The organism is Bifidobacterium gallicum DSM 20093 = LMG 11596 (genome assembly GCF_000741205.1).
GTDB classification, from domain to species: Bacteria; Actinomycetota; Actinomycetes; order Actinomycetales; family Bifidobacteriaceae; genus Bifidobacterium; species Bifidobacterium gallicum.
This window is the reverse complement of sequence record NZ_JGYW01000005.1, coordinates 12,557-34,014: the sequence shown is the minus strand read 5'-3', so window position 1 is coordinate 34,014 and position 21,458 is coordinate 12,557. Positions and strand designations below refer to the sequence as shown.

17 protein-coding genes are annotated in these 21,458 nt (G+C 56.8%); 8 read left to right on the top strand and 9 right to left on the bottom strand.

Features of this window, described 5'->3' with window-relative positions; translation table 11 throughout:
* Window positions 1-60: 60 nt before the first annotated feature.
* On the bottom strand, window positions 61-2,541 hold the full coding sequence (locus BGLCM_RS04580) for a phosphoketolase (protein WP_006294035.1): 2,481 nt from the start codon (window positions 2,539-2,541) through the stop codon (window positions 61-63).
* 666 nt (window positions 2,542-3,207) lie between these two features.
* Here BGLCM_RS04580 and guaA point away from each other — a divergent pair.
* Together guaA and BGLCM_RS04570 are read left to right on the top strand one after the other, a co-directional pair.
* Window positions 3,208-4,770: a glutamine-hydrolyzing GMP synthase gene (gene guaA, locus BGLCM_RS04575; protein WP_006294033.1), complete on the top strand. Its 1,563-nt coding sequence runs from the start codon at window positions 3,208-3,210 to the stop codon at window positions 4,768-4,770.
* Window positions 4,771-5,079: 309 nt separating this feature from the next.
* Window positions 5,080-5,265, top strand: coding sequence for a type II toxin-antitoxin system prevent-host-death family antitoxin (locus BGLCM_RS04570; RefSeq protein WP_160268321.1), 186 nt, complete (start codon window positions 5,080-5,082; stop codon window positions 5,263-5,265).
* A 299-nt stretch (window positions 5,266-5,564) separates the two neighbouring features.
* On the opposite strand, the gene BGLCM_RS04565 is transcribed toward BGLCM_RS04570, so the two are convergent.
* Both BGLCM_RS04565 and BGLCM_RS04560 read right to left on the bottom strand, forming a co-directional pair.
* Complete coding sequence (locus BGLCM_RS04565; protein ID WP_044084976.1) at window positions 5,565-5,984, bottom strand: very short patch repair endonuclease; 420 nt, start codon at window positions 5,982-5,984, stop codon at window positions 5,565-5,567.
* A gap of 39 nt (window positions 5,985-6,023) precedes the next feature.
* Entirely contained in the window at window positions 6,024-6,299 is a 276-nt protein-coding gene (locus BGLCM_RS04560; RefSeq protein ID WP_274518193.1) for a DUF4230 domain-containing protein, read from the bottom strand.
* Window positions 6,300-6,399: 100 nt separating this feature from the next.
* On the opposite strand from BGLCM_RS04560, the gene BGLCM_RS04555 reads away from it, so the two are divergent.
* Window positions 6,400-6,675, top strand: a complete 276-nt coding sequence (locus BGLCM_RS04555; protein ID WP_202961059.1) for a hypothetical protein — start codon at window positions 6,400-6,402, stop codon at window positions 6,673-6,675.
* Window positions 6,676-6,783: 108 nt separating this feature from the next.
* On the opposite strand, the gene msrA is transcribed toward BGLCM_RS04555, so the two are convergent.
* Window positions 6,784-7,746, bottom strand: a complete 963-nt coding sequence (msrA, locus tag BGLCM_RS04550; RefSeq protein ID WP_148401513.1) for a peptide-methionine (S)-S-oxide reductase MsrA — start codon at window positions 7,744-7,746, stop codon at window positions 6,784-6,786.
* A gap of 209 nt (window positions 7,747-7,955) precedes the next feature.
* On the opposite strand from msrA, the gene BGLCM_RS04545 reads away from it, so the two are divergent.
* From BGLCM_RS04545 to BGLCM_RS08055, 3 genes are all read left to right on the top strand, one after another.
* A complete protein-coding gene (locus BGLCM_RS04545; RefSeq protein WP_006294021.1) occupies window positions 7,956-8,177 on the top strand; it encodes an ATP-binding cassette domain-containing protein in 222 nt (73 codons plus the stop codon).
* The gene (locus BGLCM_RS04540; protein ID WP_044091213.1) at window positions 8,159-8,401 is read left to right on the top strand and encodes a hypothetical protein; all 243 of its coding nucleotides are present in this window, start codon (window positions 8,159-8,161) and stop codon (window positions 8,399-8,401) included. The genes BGLCM_RS04545 and BGLCM_RS04540 overlap by 19 nt, the downstream gene beginning before the upstream one ends.
* Before the next feature lie 84 nt (window positions 8,402-8,485).
* A complete protein-coding gene (locus BGLCM_RS08055; protein ID WP_052295066.1) occupies window positions 8,486-9,859 on the top strand; it encodes a hypothetical protein in 1,374 nt (457 codons plus the stop codon).
* A gap of 82 nt (window positions 9,860-9,941) precedes the next feature.
* Here BGLCM_RS08055 and fucO read toward each other — a convergent pair whose 3' ends face one another.
* The 5 genes from fucO to BGLCM_RS04505 all read right to left on the bottom strand — a co-directional run bounded on the left by fucO (window position 9,942) and on the right by BGLCM_RS04505 (window position 17,593).
* Window positions 9,942-11,093, bottom strand: coding sequence for a lactaldehyde reductase (gene fucO / locus BGLCM_RS04530; RefSeq protein WP_006294017.1), 1,152 nt, complete (start codon window positions 11,091-11,093; stop codon window positions 9,942-9,944).
* Window positions 11,094-11,284: 191 nt separating this feature from the next.
* Window positions 11,285-12,523: an RNA-guided endonuclease InsQ/TnpB family protein gene (locus BGLCM_RS04525; RefSeq protein WP_006294016.1), complete on the bottom strand. Its 1,239-nt coding sequence runs from the start codon at window positions 12,521-12,523 to the stop codon at window positions 11,285-11,287.
* A gap of 174 nt (window positions 12,524-12,697) precedes the next feature.
* Window positions 12,698-13,801 carry an AEC family transporter gene (locus BGLCM_RS04520; RefSeq protein ID WP_006294015.1) on the bottom strand — a complete coding sequence of 368 codons (1,104 nt, stop codon included), beginning with the start codon at window positions 13,799-13,801 and terminating at the stop codon, window positions 12,698-12,700.
* A 136-nt stretch (window positions 13,802-13,937) separates the two neighbouring features.
* Window positions 13,938-15,728, bottom strand: coding sequence for an oxalyl-CoA decarboxylase (gene oxc / locus BGLCM_RS04515; protein ID WP_006294014.1), 1,791 nt, complete (start codon window positions 15,726-15,728; stop codon window positions 13,938-13,940).
* Between the two features lie 371 nt (window positions 15,729-16,099).
* On the bottom strand, window positions 16,100-17,593 hold the full coding sequence (locus BGLCM_RS04505; RefSeq protein WP_006294012.1) for a chloride channel protein: 1,494 nt from the start codon (window positions 17,591-17,593) through the stop codon (window positions 16,100-16,102).
* A gap of 379 nt (window positions 17,594-17,972) precedes the next feature.
* Between BGLCM_RS04505 and pta the strand changes: the two genes are divergently transcribed.
* The gene (pta, locus tag BGLCM_RS04500) at window positions 17,973-19,646 is read left to right on the top strand and encodes a phosphate acetyltransferase (protein ID WP_044084972.1); all 1,674 of its coding nucleotides are present in this window, start codon (window positions 17,973-17,975) and stop codon (window positions 19,644-19,646) included.
* 165 nt (window positions 19,647-19,811) lie between these two features.
* Window positions 19,812-21,041, top strand: coding sequence for an acetate/propionate family kinase (locus BGLCM_RS04495; protein WP_044084971.1), 1,230 nt, complete (start codon window positions 19,812-19,814; stop codon window positions 21,039-21,041).
* The last annotated feature ends 417 nt before the right edge of the window (window positions 21,042-21,458 follow it).

The following is a 21,458-nucleotide window of genomic DNA, read 5'->3' as shown; positions in this document are numbered from 1 at the left end:
ATGGTTACCCATGCAAGACCCTTCCCTAGCAGAACGCTATCAGAGGTTCGTCAATCAGACTCACTCGTTGTCGCCTGCGGTGGCAGCCGTTGCGGAAACGGCGCCCGGCAGGTCGGTCTTGACGCCCGGCCACACCCAGTCGGTGTAATCCGGAATGTCGTAGCCGTTGTCGACAGCGAACTGGTAAGCCTCGATGCGGAAGTCCTCGAGCTTCTTGATCTCGTCGGCGTACTTGTCGGCGTCGATCATGCGCAGTGCCGTAGCGGTCAGCTCATAACGATCGATGTCGTTGACACGCACCATGTCGTACGGCGTGGTGGTGGAGCCCTGCTCCTTGTAGCCGACCACGTTGAAGTTGTCGTGGTTCGGGCGATCGAAGATCAGGCCGCGCACGTCGTGCGCATAGGAGTGGTACGCGAACAGCACCGGCTTGTCTTCGGTGAAGAGCTCAGCGAACTCGGCATCGGACAGAGCCTGATCGTTCTCCTTGGCGGACTGCAGCTTGATCAGATCCACCACGTTGACGACCTTGAACTTGACGCCGAGCTTGTTCAGACGATCAGCAGCAGCCATGAGCTCCTGAGTCGGAACATCGCCAGCGGAAGCGAGCACAATCTCGGCCTCATCGTTGGTCTTGACGTTCGAAGCCCACTCGAATTCGCCAGCGCCCTTGGCAACCAGCTCACGAGCTTCGTCCAGCGTCGTCCAGGTGGCAGCAGGCTGCTTGCCGGCGACGATGGCGTTGATCATGTTGGTCGACTTGTAGCACTTCTCAGCGATGGCCAGCAGCACGTTGGCGTCGGTTGCGAAGTACAGGCCGATGACGTGATCGTTGTTGAACGTCTTGTTCAACAGGACGGAGGTGACACCCGGATCCTGGTGCGAGAAGCCGTTGTGATCCTGACGCCACACGTGCGAGGACACGAGCAGGTTCATCGAGGAGATCGGCTTACGCCACGGAATCTCACGCACCGTAGCCTCGAGCCACTTGGCGTGCTGGTTGAGCATGGAGTCGATGACGTGCACGAAGGACTCGTAGGAGCTCCAGATGCCGTGACGACCCGTGAGCAGGTAGGCCTCGAGGAAGCCTTCGCACTGGTGTTCGGAGAGCTGCTCAGTGACCTGGCCGGTGACAGCCATGTGCTCATCGACGAGGTCCTTGGACAGGTAGCCGTTGTCCCACTGCTTGTTGGTGACTTCGTAGGAAGCCTGCAGACGGTTCGAAGCGGTCTCGTCAGGTCCGAAGATGCGGAACGAATCCGGGTTGTTCTTGATGATGTCACGCGTGTACTCACCGAGCTTACGCGTAGCCTCAAGCTGGCCCCAGCCGTGGCCGAATTCCTTGACTTCCTTGACCTCATAGTTCTCGAGGGCCGGCAGATCGAGCTCTTCACGGATCACGCCACCGTTAGCATTCGGGTTGGCGCCGATACGCAGATCGCCCTTCGGCATGAAGTCGACGACGTCATCCTTGATGGCGCCCTTGTCGTCGAAGAGCTCTTCCGGCTTGTAGGAAGCCATCCAGTTCTTCAGCACTTCGAAGTGAGCCTCGGTATCGCGGGCGGAAGCCAGCGGCACCTGGTGTGCACGCCAAGAGCCTTCGGTCTTCTTGCCGTCGATGAACTTCGGGCAGGTCCAACCCTTCGGGGTGCGGAAAATCAGCATCGGGTAGAACGGACGGGTCATGTCATCCGTGTTGGCGGCAGCCTTGATATCGCAGATCTCGTCGAAGATGGTCTCGAAGAGCTCAGCGAAACGACGGTGGATCGACAGGTGATCCTCGTTGTCGAAGCCGGCGACGAACTCGTACGGGTGGTAGCCCAGGCCGCGGAAGAAGTCATGCAGCTCTTCATCGGACACGCGAGCGAGGATGGTCGGGTTGGCGATCTTGTAGCCGTTGAGGTGCAGGATCGGCAGCACGATGCCATCGGTGCGCGGGTTCACGAGCTTGTTGGACTGCCAGCCGGTGGCCAGAGGGCCAGTCTCAGCTTCGCCGTCGCCGACGATGCAGGGCACGAACAGGCTCGGGTTGTTCATCACAGCGCCGTAAGCGTGGGACAGAGCATAGCCCAGCTCGCCACCTTCGTGGATCGAGCCCGGGGTCTCCGGAGCGAAGTGCGAAGGAATGCCGCCCGGATAAGAGAACTGACGGAAGAACTTCTGCAGGCCTTCCTCATCCTTGGTGATGTTCGGGTAGTACTCGGTGTACGTGCCGTCCAGATAGGACTGTGCAGTACCGGCAGGACCGCCGTGGCCAGGACCCATGATGAACACGGTGTTCTGCTGGTGGTCAGCGATCAGGCGGTTGATGTGGGCCAGAAGGAAGTTCAGGCCCGGGGTGGTACCCCAGTGGCCGACGAGGCGGTACTTCACGTCATCGCGAGTGAAAGGTTCCTTCATCAGCGGGTTGCTACGCAGGTAGATCTGGCCGATGGACATGTAGTTGGACGCGCGCCAATACTTGTCCATGCCTTCGATGGCCTCTTCCGAAACCGGACGGTTCAGCTTCTGCCAGGGGGTGCCAATAACAGGACTTGTCATGTGTTCTCCTGTACTCCTGCACATTTGAGTGCATGTGGTTATTTCCATTCAGGTGCGCGCCCCTAATGATGCTGATTTGACAGTCGCAAGGGGGTGCACGCCCAATCGGTGTTCATAGTACGGTACATGATTGACTTTTGAACGAAAAATGAGAGTGTATGAGCAGAAATGTTCACTTTTCTTCCACATTTGTGCTTTTGTCCCATTGATTTGTGAATCTTGACTTCCACCCCAGCAAAAGCTGAATTGCCTAGAAAAATCAAGCTTTTCACAGGTATACACCCTATAAATCACGTGCGCTTGCTCAGCAATCGGGCGGCGTGTTGGCAACATTCCTGGCACTTGATTTTCCAACACTTCACACCACGTTGCAGACCCTAAGGCATCTATGACTCTCGCAATTGTGTCGTACTTCACATCAATGACTGGTTCTGTTCGCTTCCTTGACCGCAACAACCAGACATACATGGCATACATGTTTTTACAGGTTGTGCATACCGAGAGTCCATGTAGCACTTCATGCAGTGGACAAAACCCAACCATTGTCGGCTTTGAACAGCACAATGGAAAACATCCGCCACCCCTACCACCGTTGGTGAACATGCGGCTTTAGGGGGAATCGCGGGAAACCAGCCGAACGATTTCAAGAAACAGAGGTTCTCTCACATGGCTCAAGGCCCCGTCCTCGTCGTTGACTTCGGTGCGCAGTACGCGCAGCTCATCGCCCGTCGCGTACGTGAGGCGAATGTGTATTCCGAATTAGTGCCACATTCCATGCCAATCGAACAAATGCTCGCCAAAGACCCCCAGGCCATTATCTTGTCTGGAGGCCCCGCGTCGGTCTTCGAACCCGGTGCCCCCGGTATTGATCCGGCCATCTTTGATGCAGGCATCCCGATGCTGGGCATTTGCTACGGCTTCCAGGTCATGGCCCACGAGCTCGGCGGCGACGTGGACAAGGCCGCACTCGGTGAATACGGCAAGACGATGGCCGTGATTGACGAGCCCAGCGGCATGCTTGAAGATTCACCGCATGAGCAAGATGTGTGGATGAGCCACGGTGTGGCCGTCAACAAGGCCCCTGAGGGCTTCTCGGTCATTGCTCATACTGAAGGCGCCCCTGTGGCCGCCATGCAGGACGAGTCCCGCAAGTTGTATGGCGTGCAATGGCATCCGGAAGTCAAGCACACTCCCCTCGGCCAAGACCTTATTATCAAATTCCTGCATGAATGCGCAGGGCTGGCCAACAACTGGGATTCCAAGAGCATCATCGAAGACCAGGTCGCCAAGATCCGTGAACAGGTTGGCGACGCCCAAGTCATCTGTGGCCTGTCTGGCGGCGTGGATTCCGCCGTTGCGGCCGCCTTGGTGCATAAGGCAATCGGCGATCAGCTCACTTGCGTATTTGTGGACCATGGCCTGTTACGTAAGGGAGAGGTTGAGCAGGTCAAGCATGATTTTGTGGCAGCCACAGGAATCAAACTCATCGCAGTGGACGCTTCTGAAGAGTTCCTCAGCGCGTTGAAGGGCGTAAGCGAGCCCGAGAAGAAACGCAAGATTATCGGAGAAAAGTTCATCCGCACGTTTGAGCAAGCGCAACGTCAGGTCATTGAAGAAGCCGGTGCGCAAGGCAAGGAAGTCAAGTTCCTCGTGCAGGGCACGCTCTATCCCGATGTTGTGGAATCGGGCGGCGGTGACGGCGCCTCGAATATCAAGTCGCACCACAATGTGGGCGGGCTGCCTGACGATCTGAAGTTCGAATTGATCGAACCGCTGCGCACGTTGTTCAAGGATGAAGTGCGCGCCATTGGTACCGAATTGGGCTTGCCCGAAGAAATCGTGTGGCGCCAGCCGTTCCCGGGACCGGGCTTGGGCATCCGCATCGTCGGTGAGATCACGCAGGAACGTCTGGACGTGCTACGTGAAGCCGACGCCATCGCACGTGAGGAACTGACGAAAGCCGGTCTCGACCGCGATATCTGGCAGTGCCCCGTTGTGCTGTTGGCCGACGTGCATTCGGTAGGTGTGCAGGGTGACGAACGCACGTACGGCATGCCGATCGTGCTGCGCCCCGTGTCTTCGGAAGACGCGATGACAGCCGACTGGTCGCGCGTGCCGTACGATGTGCTCGCCGCAATCTCGACGCGCATCACGAACGAATGCCGCCAGATCAACCGCGTAGTGCTCGACTGCACCTCAAAGCCGCCGGCAACGATCGAGTGGGAGTGACGCACACCCGATAACCCTTCAATTCCATAAAGGTCACCAACGGTCTGAACTGGGCATGTTTCCAGTTCAGACCGTTGGTGTATCCAGATGCATGCAGAGTCCGATGACTATCGGAAAGGGATGAAATTACCGAATCCCGGGCAGCAAAGCACAACTTGTGAGGAACAACATAAATAGGCTGATTGTGGTAGCACCAAGCATAATGCTTTGGCTTGCATATACACTCGCTTCAACAAAGTGAATTCACATATGAAAATATAGATGTTTTTGACAATTATAGAGATATCACTTGAATATGTAGGAGCAGTCATGGCATACATGGCTAGTTTTACGGATGCGCGCATCAACTTCACTCAGATAACAGATCTGGTGATGAACAAGCATATTTCCGTGACTGTGTTCAAACGTAACAAGCCTGCATTCAAAATCGTCCCTATCACCGATGGAGCATCAGACGAGACTGCCGAGTATCTTTCCCTTGTATCCGACCATTGAGGAAAAAGCAGCAAGACTTTGCTACGAAGTGGCAGCCTAGCACCCATTTGTTGACGGTAACAAACGCACGGGAGCCTTGCTGCTCGGTGTGCTCTTGAGGAAATACGGATTGATATTCAAACCCCGCTCCAGCGAGTATCTCCATATCGTCATGGCTGTGGCATCAGGAGAAAAGCAATATCCTGACTTACTCGAATTCGTCCGCGCAAGCACATCACCAGCAATGTAATGAACATGGACCGACACGCGCCGGTAAAAGACGACTACAGCTTAAACCATGTTTCCATTGGCAGTTCCCATCAGTTTTCACCCACAATGGTGCGATAGACACGCTGCAATGTGTCTTCGAGCACACTCTTCTTGAGTTCGCATTCCCAGACAGTCACCACATTCCAACCGGCATCCGCCAATTCACGATGGTTGCGTGCATCCCGCTGTTCATTGCGCGTGATTTTCTCGGTCCAGAACTCCACATTCGATTTGGGCCAATGGAACGCCGCACAATCATGGTGATGCCAGAAACAACCGTTGACAAACACGACCGTCTTGTATTTGCGCAATACAATGTCGGGAGTGCCCGGCAGTTTGCGCACATTGACGCGATACCTCAGCCCACGCGAGAACAAATACTTGCGGACCATGAGTTCCGGCTTCGTGTTCTTGCCGCGGATATGCGACATGATCCGACTGCGTTTGTCCGCCGACACAATATCTGTCACAGCACTCCCGACATTGTCGCTTAATTCATTGCGACAATATCACTTCTTGGCGTCAGCCCAATCCACTTTCACCGTGTAGGAGTCACCAAGGGCCGCTTTGAACATGTCCTTGATATTTTTGGCAGCTTCCGTTTTCGTCTCTTCCAGCAATCCGCCTTCCACCGCCTTCTTCTCACTAATTTCTATGCATTCGCGCTGGAACTGATCAACATCGGACACCTTAATGAGATTGAGAATGTTATTGTTTTCCTCAAGCACTCCCGACTCCTCCATATTAGGAGTGTTACTGATGATGTACGGCTGCTGAAGCGTAATGTTGATATAAGCCGAGAATAATGGACGTCAAGAACGGTACACCAATACAGCCACACAGCTACCTAGCTACACAGCTGTACCAGTGAGGAGAGCCACAATCATGACCACAATGACTTGCCCGGAGTGCAACGGCGAACTCGAACAAGGTTTCCTGTTCTCAACCAAAGATGGCGCATTCAGCTTCGCGGACGAAGTGCCGTCCTCGTTTAAGGACGCGAAGAATGCACCCCGGTTTTGTACAAATCACTGCACCCAAAGTCGGCGGCCGCGCCAACGTGCCGGCATTGCTGTGCCGCGCTTGCCGCCAGCTCATCGTTACGTACTGAGCGTCACGACGATACCTATCAATTCAATACGCAATCCAAAGGGCCGTTGACCTTCACCTGGTCAACGGCCCTTATCGCGAGCGCCGGTCACGCGCACGGCTCAGTCACGTCAGTCATGTCGCTTCATGTCGCCATCGACGGCGTCCGATGCGCGGTCACTATTTGCCGGTTTCTTGGCGCACACGATCGATGAGCCATCCGTAGCCTTCTTGTTCCATGTTGGCCAAGGGGATGAATCGTAGCGCGGCGCCGTTGATGCAGTAGCGTAGTCCGCCTCTTTCTTGTGGTCCGTCGGTGAATACGTGTCCGAGGTGGCTGTTGGCGAATCGGCTGCGTATTTCGACGCGTGGCCGCCCTGGCAGCGTTTGGTCTGCGTGCCTGCTGACTGCAGACTCGTTGATAGGTTTTGTGAATGCGGGCCATCCGCAGCCTGAGTCGTATTTGTCGCTGGAGAGAAACAGTGGTTCTGCGCTGACGGCATCCACATAAATACCCGGAGAGAACTCATGGTCGTATTCGTGTGAGAATGGCCGTTCGGTGGCTGCGTGTTGGGTGACTTCATACGTGGTTTCCGGTAGTGTTTCGCGTAATGTTGCGTTGTCCGGTTTGGTGTAGAGGTGTTCGGCGACGAACCGGTCGGCGTCGGCCAGGTTGACGTGGCAGTATCCGCCCGGGTTCTTGTTCAAGTAATCTTGGTGGTATTCTTCGGCGGCTGTGAAGTTGCGTAGTGGTCCGCTTTCTATGGCGAGGGGCTTGCCGACGGTCTGTTGCAACGCCGTGAGGAACTGTGCCACTTCAGCTTCATCGGCATCATTGGTCCAGTAGATGCCGGTGCGGTATTGGGTGCCGCGGTCGTTGCCTTGCTGGTTAAGTGAGGTGGGATTGATGGTGCGCGCATAGGCTTGCAGCAGCAGCGGCAAGCCGAGTGCTTGCGGATCGTAGGTGACTTCCACTGTTTCTGCGGCGCCTGTTTGCCCTGTGCATACTTGCGTATACGTGGGCGCTTCCACATTCGCGTTTGCGTATCCGACTCGCGTGTTCACTACTCCTGGGATGCGTTGCAGGTAGGCTTGCGTGCCCCAGAAGCATCCTCCGGCCAGGTATATGGTTGCTGTGTTCATCGGTTTCATCCTTGTCATGTTCCAGAAATGTCGCAGACAGGGCCGTTTATCCGCGTCTGCATTTGCGCCTGCTTTCAAGGTTCAACAGGTTTGTTGTCTGCCTCATTCCCGCTGCTGTTCGTTGAGGAGTCTGCCTAGGTTCCGCCTTTTTCGTATGCCGTGTTGTGGTGTTGTGGCGTGCTTTTTGGGAAGAAAGGTGGAGGTTGCTTATGGACACGTTCGTGTCTTCTTCTGCCGCCCCTGTTATCGATTCGAGTGATGCCGCCGCCCTGCTGCAAGTGCGTGGCTTGACGAAGTGGTATGACGGTTTTGCGTTGTCTGATGTGGACCTCGTGGTGCCGCCTGGCATGATTGTGGATTTGGTGGGTGTCAACGGTTCAGGTAAGACGACGTTGATGAGGTGCGTGCTCGGGTGCTGCCGTTCGTCATGAAAATGGGCTTCACCCGTGCGATCAGGTATGTGCCCGTGGTCATGCTGTTCGCGATGCTCGTTGCCTGGGGTGCACTGCAGGAATCCGACGTGGCATTCATCGCCGGACTGCCGGAATGGTTGGTCACTCCGCTCGGCGCTTTCCTCGTTCTGATTGGCGGTTTGGCCGTGTACGCGCTGTCGTTCGTCATTTCCGCACGCCTGTACCGCACGCGCAGTTTTTAGGCGCTTGCGCCGGCCTCGAACATGGGCGCACGTATCAACCGCTTACTTTTAGACTGAATGGTATTGGTCAGTCAAGGAGGCGGGATGCGTGCGCTCAACCATTGCGGCGTGTGGATTACGGAGGCGGCCATCAGTGGCGTGCCAATGATTCCGCTGTTCATTTTTGTCACATCCTTCATCGCGCACGAAGGCGAGTTCACGTACGTGCTGCCGTTCGTGCTGTTTTACGCGTTCAACAAGATGGGTGAATTCACGCTCGGCATGTTCGGCGAAGTGAACAACCCGTATCGGCTCGCCCAAATCAGCGCGTGGATTGTCATTGTTGGCGCGCTGGTATGCTGGTTCGGCCATCTGAGCATCATCTGTTACGACATTGCCGGCGTACTGATCGGATTCGGCAGCTCAATTTTCGGCACGATGTACCGCACCGTCAAATCGGAGTTACTGAAAGCCGGCACGTTCCCCTACCCGCACGCCAATCTCATGGGATTCGCGTTGATGACCGTCTTCTCATTCGCCATCCTGGCCGCTCAGGGACGTTTGGAAACAATTATTATTTCCGTTTACATCATCATGGCTGTCATCGCGTTGCTTACGTTGCAATCATTCGACCTGAGCGACACGATGAAAAACCGGTCATTGTTCCAACCGCATACCGGTGACATGCGCTACGGCATCCCCGCACTGCTGATGCTGCTGATCGCATTTTTCGTACGCCTGTTCAAACAGACAGCAGGAGCCGCCGACATCATCATTGTCATGGTGCTCGTGGCGATCATCCTCGTCGTCGTCAACCAGTGCAAACGCTACCTGCCGGCACAAGCATTCAACTACCATGGCATGTATTACAACGAAGTGCTGATCATGGTCGTGCTGTTCAACGTGTTCTACTACATCGCCAGCAACAACATTCCGGGCGTGCTGATCATCAATGGATTGCAATTCCTCGGCCAATTCCTCGCTATGCTCGGCGCATCCGCACTGATACGCAAACTTGGCAGCCACAACATTCCACGCTTGATCACACTCGCCATGATCATCGCACTGATCGTTTTCGCCATACCAAACACGATCACCGATTGCATCGCCGTATTCGCAATCGGATTCCTGTCACAAACCGGTGACGCCATGGTCAGCGGTACCTTCCGTCACCAATCACAACTGACCGACGTCGACCAGGCGCTGTCTTCCCAGAAAACCATCGGCACCGGTATTGTGGCCGGACAAACCATCCTCGTGATCGTACTCGCCATGGTCTCACTGGCCGTATTGCACAATGACGCGCTCGCCATGTCCGCCTACGCGTTCCACATCAGCATCAACCACGTGGATACGGCGTTCATGATCACACGCTGGATCTGCTCAGCCATCATCGCGATCCAAGGCATCATCATGGCAATCCGCAACCATGGGACAGGCATTGCAGAACCACGCGTCTTGGGTACTCAATCCCGATAGGATTCGATCACGGACATACGCATAGGATGGTCCGTTGGCATATGGCATGCCAACGGACCATCATCGTTCAGCCCCCGCTCGATCACATCAGCGAACGGTACAGTTCAAAGATTTCCTGTTGCGTAGGCTTGCGCGGATTACCTGGCGTACACACGTCGGCGTACGCGTCACGTGCCAACGCTTCCAGATCATCCTCAGTGGCACCTACCTCGCTGATTGTTGTCGGATTGCCCAAGTCTTTAGTCAATTGCGCCACGGCGGCGACCGCATCGTCACGCACTGCATCAAGATCACGGCTATAAGCACCTTCCACACCGAACGCGTCCGCGATATCACGGTACTTTTCACCGCTGTATGCCTTGTTGAACTCCATGACGGGCGCCAACAAAATGCCGTTGGCCACACCATGGGCCACACCAAGCTGGCCTCCCAATGGGTGGGCCATGCCATGCACGAGACCCAATCCCACATTCGAATAGCTCATACCCGTGATATATGACGCGTACGCCATCTGCTCGCCCGCGTCCACATCACCATCGACACTCTTGGCCAGGTTCTGCGCAATCATGCGGATCGTCTGCATCGACAACGCGTCCGACAAACTCCACGCACCCGGTGTGACCACGCTTTCAATCGCATGCGTCAACGCATCCAATCCCGTAGCCACCTTGAGCGAGCGAGGCATGCCATCGGTCAGATCGGGATCTACGAACGCCAGAATCGGAATGTCATGCGGGTCGACGGCCACGAACTTGCGTTTGTTCTTCGTGTCAGTCACCACATAGTTGATTGTGGTCTCCGACGCCGTACCGGCGGTCGTCGGCACGCCAAAAATCGGCACGCTCGGATGCCTCGTATCCGCCACACCTTCGAGCGAGAGCACATCGGCAAACTCGGGATTCGCCACCACAATGCCAATGCCTTTGCACGTATCTTGTGGACTGCCACCACCCAAACCGATCAGGAAATCAGCACCCGACTTCTTGAACTCTTCCACACCATGCTGAATGTTTTCCACAGGCGGGTTCGGCTGCACATCATCAAACACAACATACGGCATGCCGGCCGCATCAAGCACGTCAGTGACTTTCTTGACGGTGCCGTTATCCACGAGCACGCGGTCGGTCACAATGAACGCTTTCTTGAAACCGCGCGACTTGGCGGCCGCGGGAATTTCGTTGATCGCTCCCCTGCCGAAATAGGCGGTCTGGTTGAAAATCATGCGATATACCATGGGTCAGCTCCTTTGCTGCACTATCAGTGCCGCTATCCCCTAGCGGCTACTAGCCCACTGTAGCCGCAGTCGACGGGGGTGTGCAAGCGGATTGGCTAAGGGGCATTGCGAGAATATGGATGTTGACGTCCTCCCCACGGCTGAAGCCGGGGGATTCCTTTCCTCGCGGAAAGGGTTTTCTGTTTCACCGACTACGCTTCGCACTGCGACAATGCATCGCGGTGTTTGCGTTGGTCTCCGCAGACGTTCACCGCAAGCCCTGCGGCGAGGATGTTTTTGGCTGCGTTCACGTCCCTGTCATGGGTCGTGTGGCACGCGGGGCACGTCCATGCCCTGACGTTCAACGGTTTGCGGCCGGTGTTCTTCCCGCAGGTCGAACAGATTTGGCTGCTGGGGTACCAGCGGTCGATGACCACAAGCTGACGCCCGTACCATTCGCACTTGTATGCGAGCATGGTGCGCAACATACGCCAGCCCGCGTCCGTGATACCGCGGTTGAGGGCGCGTTTGGCCGTCTGGCCGTTGCGTTTCCACCGTCCCGGCTGTTGCGGGTCGGCGACGGGTTTGCACCTGCGGCTCATGTTTTTCACCGCCAAGTCCTCGATGACGACCGTTTGGTTTTCACGGACGATTCGGGTCGAGAGCTTGTGCAGGAAATCCTTGCGCCGGTCCGCGATGCGGGCCTGAATACGGGCCACCTTCAACATGGCCCTGCGGTGATTGTTGCTCCCTTTCCGTTTGCGCGCCAGATCGCGTTGCGCTTTCCTCAACCGTTGCGCGTCCCGTTTGCGGAATCGGGGGTTGGCTGTCTTTTCCCCGTTCGAGGTGATGGCGAAGTCCGTCAACCCCATGTCGATGCCGACCTGCGTACCGGCCTTGGGCAATGGTTTGACGTGTTCCTCGACGAGGATGCTCACATGCCAGCGTCCGGCCGCGTCCAATATGACGGTCACACTCGACGGCTTGGCGCTGCGCGGCAGCGTGCGGCTCCACTTGATATTCAAGGGTTCGCCCATCTTGGCGAGCTTGAGGTCGCGGCCGTCCCATGTGAACGCGGTGCGCATGAACGACGCGGAACCGCCATGGGACTTCTTCTTGAATTCCGGGTAGTCGCCACGCTGGTTGAAGAAGTTGGAGAACGCCGCCTGCAAATGTCTTACGGACCGTTGCAATGCAACGGAGGACACGTCGTTGAGGAACGACAGTTCCTCGGTGTTCTTCCATAGGGTCAACTGGCGGCTGGTTTCCGCGAAGCCTATGCGCTCGTGCCGCGTCGTCCATGCTTCGGTGCGTGCAGCCAAAGCCTTGTTGTACACCAGACGGCAGCATCCGATGGTACACCGAAGCAGGTCCTCCTGCTGGGGCGTTGGATAAAAACGGAACCTGTAGGCCCGCTGGACCACACCATCGGAACTCATGGTTATAATCATGGCACAGTTTTTATAAGACATGCGCGCCTTACATCCCCATGCCTAAAGGCAGGGGCTTTACGGCGCAACCCGGTAATGGACGGGAGCGCGGGAAGGTGATGTGGGATATGCGGAAATAAAAAAAGGGAGGCTCCCTGACGGAAGCCTCCCCGAGTGTCAGTTGCAATGGCACGTTTAGAACTTCGGCACGAGCCAAATCCACAGCAAGCAGGTCACAGCGAACGCAACAGTCGACACAGCCGTGGTCGACGCGCCTTCCTTGACGTAAATGTTGTAACGGCTCGAAATGATGATGCCGGAGAAAGCAGGCGGCAAAGCGACGGACAGCACGAGCATAGCCAGCTTGTTGATGTCATGACCCATGCCGCACAGCAAGCCCACACCCAAGAAGGCGGCAGGCGTGATGAGCAAACGGTAAATCGTGTTCCAGATGGTTTCCCAACCGAACGAGAACTTGACCGTGGACAGTGCCAAACCTGCAGCCAACACGGCCACACCAGAGTTGGCCTTGGCGATCAGATCGAACGTTGGCGCGACCTGGTCCGGGATACGGATGCCGATCAGCACGATGATGATGGCCAGGATAGGAGCCCAGCACACGGGCTGTTCAAGAGCGTTGACCAACGCGGCAACATTCTTGTTCTTGATATGGCGCTTGGCCTTGCCCTTCTTGTCGGAAGCGGCGACGGAAATCTCAGCGTCCTTGTCGGTCTTAGGATCCTTCGTAGGATCGACAGCCACATCACCCTTGGCGGGAGCGGCGGTCGGCAGCTGCTTGTTGGCGGCGGCCATGGCAAGCTTCTCATTGTCACGCGCCTGACCCAGGTTGATCAGGTACATGCCGATCGGGATTGTCACCGCGTTGACCACAATCGAGATGATGGCGATGACGAGGTTCGTACTGACCGTGTTGCCGTAAATCGGGTCGAGCACAGCGAAACCGAGAAAGCCGATCGTAGGTGAACCTGCGATCAATGCGCACACGGCAGCTTCCTGCGTGTTGTGCTTGAACATGAGCTTGCACAAGAAGTACGAAAGCATGAACATGACGATGATGCCAACAAAACCAAGGATTGTCAGCGTCAAATCAGCGGCCAGCATGCCACGCGTGGCCTTGACAATGGAGATGAACAATGCCGCAGGAAGGGCGATGTTCAACACAACCTTGTTCAGGCCCTGTCGCTGGTCATTGTCGAAGTAATGGAACTTGCCACAGACATAACCCAATGCCATGATCACGATGATCGGCACGATGTCCGTAATGATGATTTTTCCCATGGGAGTGTCCTATGAAATTGGGGGGGTGGATACCGGCGGCATCCCGGATTCACACGGTACGGGATGCCAGCCAAGGTGCTGTCCGGCCCTGCCCTTCTCGACGGGGTCGGACAGCATCATGGGTGACATGTGTCAATCACATGCGGGCGCCTTCGAGGTACGGGTTGGCCGTAACCTCGGACGTGGCCAGAGGACCGACCACAGGCTTGGGGTTGAGGTTGCCGATATGGCCCGACTCGCCGCCCGCGTAAATGGCGAGCTGCACGTGCACGAAACTCGGCTTGCCCGAAGCGACGGCCTCTTCGACCATCTGCTCGACCTCATCCGGGGTCGTGGCGTAATAGCCTTGGCCACCGAACGCTTCAATCATCTTCTCGTAGTGCGCATCATAGGTCAGCGTCAATGGCGAAGGGTCGCCGTCTTTGCCGAGGTTCTCAAAGTCGCCACGGTAGATGCCACCGTTGTTGAGCACGACGAACGTGATCGGCAGGTTGAAACGGCATGCCGTTTCCACTTCCATGCCATCAAAGCCGAATGCCGAATCACCGCCGATGTACAACACGTTCTTGCCCGTGGTCACGGCCGCACCGATTGCATAGCCGGTACCGCAACCCATGACACCCCACGTGCCGCAGTCAAGACGATGGCGAGGCTGGTAGATGTCGATGACATCACGGCAAATATCGAGCGTGTTCGCGCCCTCATTGACCAGATAGAGATCCTGATGGCGGTCATAGACCTTCTTGATCGCGCCCAGCGCATCAAAGTGGCCCATCGGCACCTTGCCCGAATCGATACGGGAAGCGAACTTGGCGTCGTTCTTCTCGGAATCGGCCTTCAGCTCATCAATCCAATCCTGCGGGGCCTTGACCGGCGTCTTGGCCAGGCCGGCGTTGAGCATCGTCATGGCCGACTTGATGTCGCCCAGAATCGGCACGTCAATCTTGCGCGAGTTCTCAAACTCCTCAGGGTTGATGTCGATTTGGATGAACTTGACATCAGGATTCCAATGCTTGCCCACACCGAAGCTGAGCATCCAATTCAAACGTGCACCGACCAGCAGCACCACATCGGCAGTGCGCAATGCCAAACCGCGTGCGCTGGCCGTCGAATGCGGATCAGTATCAGGAATCAAGCCCTTGGCCATGCTCATCGGCTGGAACGGCAGATCGGTCTTGGAGATGAACTCCTGGACCTCGTTCTCAGCCTGCGCGATTGCAGCACCCTTGCCGATGATGACGAGCGGGTTCTTGGCTTGCGACAGCAGCTGCAACGCCTGGTCGATGCTTTCTTGGGAAGGCTGGACAGCCGGATCAGGGTCCGTGGCCGTCCACAACGCGGCATCAGCGTCAGTCTTCGTCATCGTCTGGGCAACTGCGTCATCAGGGAAGTCGAGATAGACGGCGCCCGGACGACCCGAGCTGGCCACGTGCATGGCGCGTGCCACCGACAGCGGCACATCCTCGATACGGTCAAGACGGTATGCGGCCTTGGTGAACGGTTCAGCATAGGCGCGCTGATCAAGACCTTCGTATTCGCCTTCCTGCAAATCAACCACGCTACGGGTGGACGATCCGCCAATCATGATGACTGGGAAGCCGTTCTCCGTGGCTTCCTTGAGCGGCGCCAGGCCGTTGAGGAAACCGGGAGCCGACACGGTCAGTGCCACGCCCGGACGACCCGTCAGGAAGCCTTCCGCGGCAGCCGCGTTCACGGCGTCCTCCTCATGGCGCATAGCGATGAAACGGATGCCCATGCCTTGGGCAATACGGGCGAAATCGGTGACCGGAATGCCGACCACGCCATACATGTGCTTAACGCCATTCTTAATCAGGGCTTCAGCCAGATAGTGCGGAGAATCCGTCAGGTTCTCAGCAACGGCGGGCGTTGCGGTTTGCGGCGTCGAGCCAGTAGTTTCTACTGCCATTGCAACCTCCAATTGTCTTTGGTAATTGAGGCCGATTGTATGGATGGAGGTTTTGTGAAAACTGAAAATATGGTGATTTCACACAATTAGCGAACAGCAAATCCTAGAGCACAATTCCCAGCTTATGTTCAGCTTTATCGGTCATATCATCATGACCACTCCCCTGAGCGGCGAACGCATGGTGTATCTCTTCTCACCCCCTCATGCCGCTCACGTCAAGCGTGTGACCACTGCCGCGAGCCGCATACGTTACAACGGGGGCGCCGGCGTTGGCGACACTCCAGTGATGATGACGCTGCGACAAGGCCGCTTATGGCAAACTGTGCACGACCAACTGCGTTGACTATGGGGCCAACGATTGTTAAGCACAATCATGCTTGATGCTGCGGCACGGTGGCATCGTCCGATGAAGCCGTGAGATCAGTGTGTTCCTCATGTTGTTCCGCTTGCACGGCCGTGTCCGAACTTGTGTCCATGACCGCTTGCACACCGTGCGCGATCTCGTCCATCATCGCAATCGGGCCCTTGTTGGCCACGGCGTTGTCTTGTTGGGTCAAGTCGGCGAATGTGGAATGCACGCGTTGCGGTCCGCTGCTGACGAGCAGGCGGATGCCGGCGCCATACATGCCGACCGGATACGAGAACAGGAACGCGACGAATACGCTGATGGCCAGCAGCGCCCACATGCCCCAACCGAAAATCTCACATCCCATGAGGAATGCGGCCAACGGACAACGGTCAAATGCCGCGAAGAAACACATGGCGCCCAATGCGGCGCCCAATAGTGGATCACAGCCCGTCATGACCGAACATGCCGAGCCAAGCAATCCTCCCATGCACAGCGACACCATGATTTCGCCGCCTTTGAACCACATGCCCAAACACAGGATTGACAACACCATTTTTGGCGCAAAATCCCATGACACGTTCGATGTGGCGAGCGCCTCGTTGAGCAGCTCGCCACCGGTGCCTGAGAATTTCCACCAGTCGCAGCTGATGACGAGCGCGGTGACAATGGCGCCGCCGATGATGGTCCAAATCCAGTAGCGGGTGCTGATGCGTTCTGTGATTTCATGCAACAGTCGCACGAAGAATGAGAAGATGCTGCCACCTAGCGCGCAAGCTACGCCGATGATGATGCAAAATCCGATGATTTGCCAGTCGATATGAGGGATGGCGACCTTGGTGATGATGTCGCCGATACCGAAAGTTCGTGCCACGAAGTAGGCCACGAAGCAAGCGACAAGCATGGAGGCGACATAGCGTAAGCATTGGAAGTGCAGCAGCTCGTAGATGAACATCAGCGAGCCCAGCGGCGAGAAGAACAGCGCCGAGAAGGCTGCCGCCATGCCTGTTGCCGCAGTGTACCGGTTGGTGAACATTGCGCCGTCTTCACGCTCATAGAACACGTTGCGCAAGTGGAATGGTTTGCCTACGGTGTAGCCCAGGCTGCCTCCCAGTTGCAGTGCGCCGGCTTCCTTGCCTACCGAACCGCCTGAGAAGATCGACATGGCGGTGCTCAGGATGATGGCTGGCGCCAGTAGGATTGTGATGGGTTTGCCGGTGCGGATGCGGTCGATGACCGATTCGGTGGTGGTGTTTGCGGGAATCTTCCACCATTGGTACAGCAGAATTTCCAGCACACCCATGGCAGGCAGTGTCCAGATGAGCCAATGATGGTGCTGGAATATGGTATGTGCCCATTGCACGCATAGGCATAGCACGATGGAACCGAATCCGCAGACCAGTCCGCATACGATGGCGAATGCCATGTGACGCATGGCCTGGTTCCAGTTGATGGCAGGATGTGGTGCGCGTTTGGCCTGAAGCACTGTGCCATCCGCAGTGGTATTCAGTTTCGCCATGCCCGTTCTCCTTCATGCTTGTTGCCATGCTTGCTGCCAACGCTGTGACGCGTGGTGTGGTTTCGATACTAAATGACATGGCTTGGTTCACATGCCGGTTTCCGGCAAGGGCGCAGATTCGCAACGGTCTGAGCCTTGAGGACTGGCCATGATTGTGACACAGGTCACGTTCGCGGCTATGGGTGCGGACGGCGTGGGCTATGACGCGTTGGGTTACGATATGGATGGCCTTGCATGACCATGGCGCCGGCACGATCGAGGAAGTCGAAGCCGACCGCTTTTGACGGCCATCAGCATGGGCTGGCATGCGCAGTGGTGCGTGTGCGAACAGCAGGACGTGTCCAAGCATAGAGACCATTCAATTACATAAGGAGTCACAGTGAGCCATCTCAATGTCAGCATCATCAGTCCCGAACCGGGCAATGGACGCAATGTGGTGGCGCTCGGCGTCGTGCAGGCATTGTCGCAAGAGCTGGGCCGTGTGGGCGTGTTCCGTCCGGCAATCACCAAAACTGAAACGTATACAGGTGCTTTGCTTGACGCTGCAAACATTGGACAGACGCGCGGACAGGCCACAGGTGTGACACCGCGCGACGCGCGCATGGACCCGGAGCTGAGCCGTGCCACGATTGTGGCGCGATTTACGGAAACTGAAGCGCAGCTTGAACCAGCAGCCATGGTCATTGTGGGTTCCGACAAGTCCAACGTCGGTGATCCGGCTCGCTTCGCATTCAACGCGGAAGTGTCTGCAGATTTGCGCGCCCGCATCCTGTTGACCGTGTGCACGATTGGACGCACTCCCGATGAAGTGCAGCAGACGATTGAAACCTGCACGCAAGTATGCACGAATGCGGGCACGGCCGTGGTTGGTGTGTTCGTGACGGGATGCCGTGACGACCAGGCGGACAGGATCGCCGAGCATTTCCGTGATTACGCGGTTCCCGTATGGCCCGTCGCGTTCGTCGATATGGATGAGCCGGACGCGCTGCGCAAAGCGCAAGACGCGTTCAGTGCCAGTGTGGACATGTCGTCGCTGATGGACGCGGTGCATACGCCGTTCACACCGCCGATGACGCCGTTTGCGTTCCAATACAGCCTGTTGGGCCGTGCCAAGGATCATAAGAAGACGATTGTGTTGCCTGAGTCCAGCGATGACCGCATCCTCAAGTCGGCCGATTACCTGCTTAAGCGTGACGTGGTCGACATTATCCTGCTCGGTGAGCGTGACGCCATTCTTGAACGTGGCCGCCAAATGGATTTGGACAGTTTGGACAAAGCCCGCTTTCAGTCAATGAACGATGAGAGCATGCTGGCCACGATGGTTGACAAATTGTGCCAGTTGCGCGCCAAGAAAGGCATGACACCTGAGCAGGCACGCGCCACACTGCGCGACATGAGTTATTTCGGCACGATGATGATTGTGCTGGGCCATGCTGACGGCATGGTGTCGGGCGCGATCAATTCCACCGCGAACACGGTGCGTCCCGCATTGCAGCTGATCAAGACGAAACCCGATGCGGCATGTGTGTCGGGCGCGTTCCTCATGTGTTTCAAAGACCATGTGGCCGTATTCGCCGACTGTGCGATCAACACGAACCCGGACGCCGCCACACTGGCCGACATCGCGATCCAATCGTGTGACACGGCACGCGCGTTCGGGCTGGAACCACGTCTGGGGATGCTTTCCTATTCCACATTGGGCTCAGGCAAAGGGCCGGATGTCGACCTTGTGGAACAAGCCACACAGCTCGTCGTGCAACGCGAACCGCAGCAGCCGGTGGTCGGTCCCGTCCAGTTCGACGCGGCCGTCTCCCCCACTGTGGCGTCCATCAAAGCCAAAGGCAATGATGTGGCCGGCCATGTCAACGTGTTCGTGTTCCCCGACCTGACTGCAGGCAACATCGGCTACAAGGCTGTGCAGCGCACGTCTGGCGCTGTGGCCATCGGACCGATCCTGCAAGGCTTGAACAAGCCCGTCAATGATTTGTCACGCGGCGCCGAAGTCCAAGACATCATCAACACAATCGCATTGACAGCCATCGAAGCGCAATAAGCAGAACACCATGCGCTGTGCACATTGCCATACCACGCACATCGCATGGTGTCCCGTTCCATGTAACGCCATGCCAACCCCCGTGGCGTTACGGGCCTGTAGTAGTCTGACTGAGGGAAAACCATGTCCCTTGGTTCAATATCAACAATTATGGAGGAAGCCACCATGGCGAAAACCGTCCTTGTCATCAATTCGGGTTCCAGCTCGATCAAGTACCAGCTCGTGGATTTGGAAACGGGTGAAGGTATCGCACCCGGCCTCGTTGAAAAGATCGGCGAGCCCATCGACGGTCACTACAAGTACGAGTACAACGGTGAAAAGCATGAGCTGACCGAAAAGATCGACACGCATGAGCAGGGCCTCAAGCGCGTGCTTGGTTTCTTCGACGAATACGGCCCCAAGCTTGACGAAGCCGGCATCGTGGGCGTGGGCCACCGCGTGGTGCAGGGTGGCGCCACATTCACCGCTCCGGCCCTCGTCACCGACGCCACCATTGCCGACGTGCGCCGCCTGGCTACACTCGCCCCGCTGCACAACGGTCCTGAGGCCCAGGGTGCTGAAGTCATGCGCTCACTCATGCCGGACATTCCTCAGGTGTTCGTGTTCGACACGTCGTTCTTCAGCCAGCTGCCAGCCGCTTCCTACACCTATGCGTTGAACAAGGAAGTCGCCGACAAGTACCAGATCCGCCGTTACGGCGCTCACGGCACGTCGCACGAATTCGTGTCGGCCACCGTGCCGTCGGTCGTTGGCAAGGATGCGGAAGGCCTCAAGCAGATTGTGCTGCACATCGGCAACGGCGCTTCCGCTTCGGCTGAACTGTCAGGCAAGCCGCTCGACACGTCAATGGGTCTGACCCCGCTGGAAGGCCTCGTCATGGGCAGCCGTACGGGCGACATTGATCCGGCTGTCGCATTCTATCTGCAGCGCAACGCCGACATGGACGTCGATCAACTCGACGACCTGTTCAACAAGCGTTCGGGCATGATGGGCATGACCGGTTTCGGTGACATGCGCGAAGTGCACCGTCTGATCGCCGAAGGCGACGACAACGCCAAGCTCGCCCTCGACGTGTACATCCACCGCATCGTCAGCTACATCGGCGCTTACGCCGCTCAGCTCGGTGGTGTGGATGTGATCACGTTCACCGCTGGTGTTGGTGAGAACGATGAAATCGTGCGTCGCATGGTGTGCGAGAAGCTCGCTCCGTTCGGCGTCAAGCTCGACCAGGAGAAGAACGATACGCGTTCCAAGGAAGCCCGCGTCATCTCCACGCCGGACTCTTCGATCATCATCGCCATTGTGCCGACCAACGAAGAGCTCGCCATCGCACGCAAGACCGCGAAGATCGCAGCTGACGGCGTTGACGAGTACGGCAACAAGGTTGCAGCCTGACATCATCGTATGTGGTCATGTCCACGATGCTTGGCATTCGTGACATGACCTCATGATCAACCAAAGCTCATCGTGCCCGCCCGTGCCATATGCATGGGCGGGCACGTTTGTTGGTTGCGCCGCTAGGTGCCAGACAGTGACGCAGCGCCATGGCGGACAGACATGGCATGTGGCATGAACAGTAATACAACAAGAAAAAGGGGCTCGCAAACCCCCGAATGCGAGCCCCAACTCAAGAAAAGTCCAAGAAAAGGGGACGTTGTATCGCCGTTGATACAACGCGTCTGACAGGGCAGTCAGGCTGGACGAACCAGCCTGATGCCGCTTGTCCCCTCAACAGGTTCCATCATGCCAGCCTAGTGCCGTGTTGCCAAGCTGAAATGAACCTTCTGCACATAACCTTTACGAATAAACGAA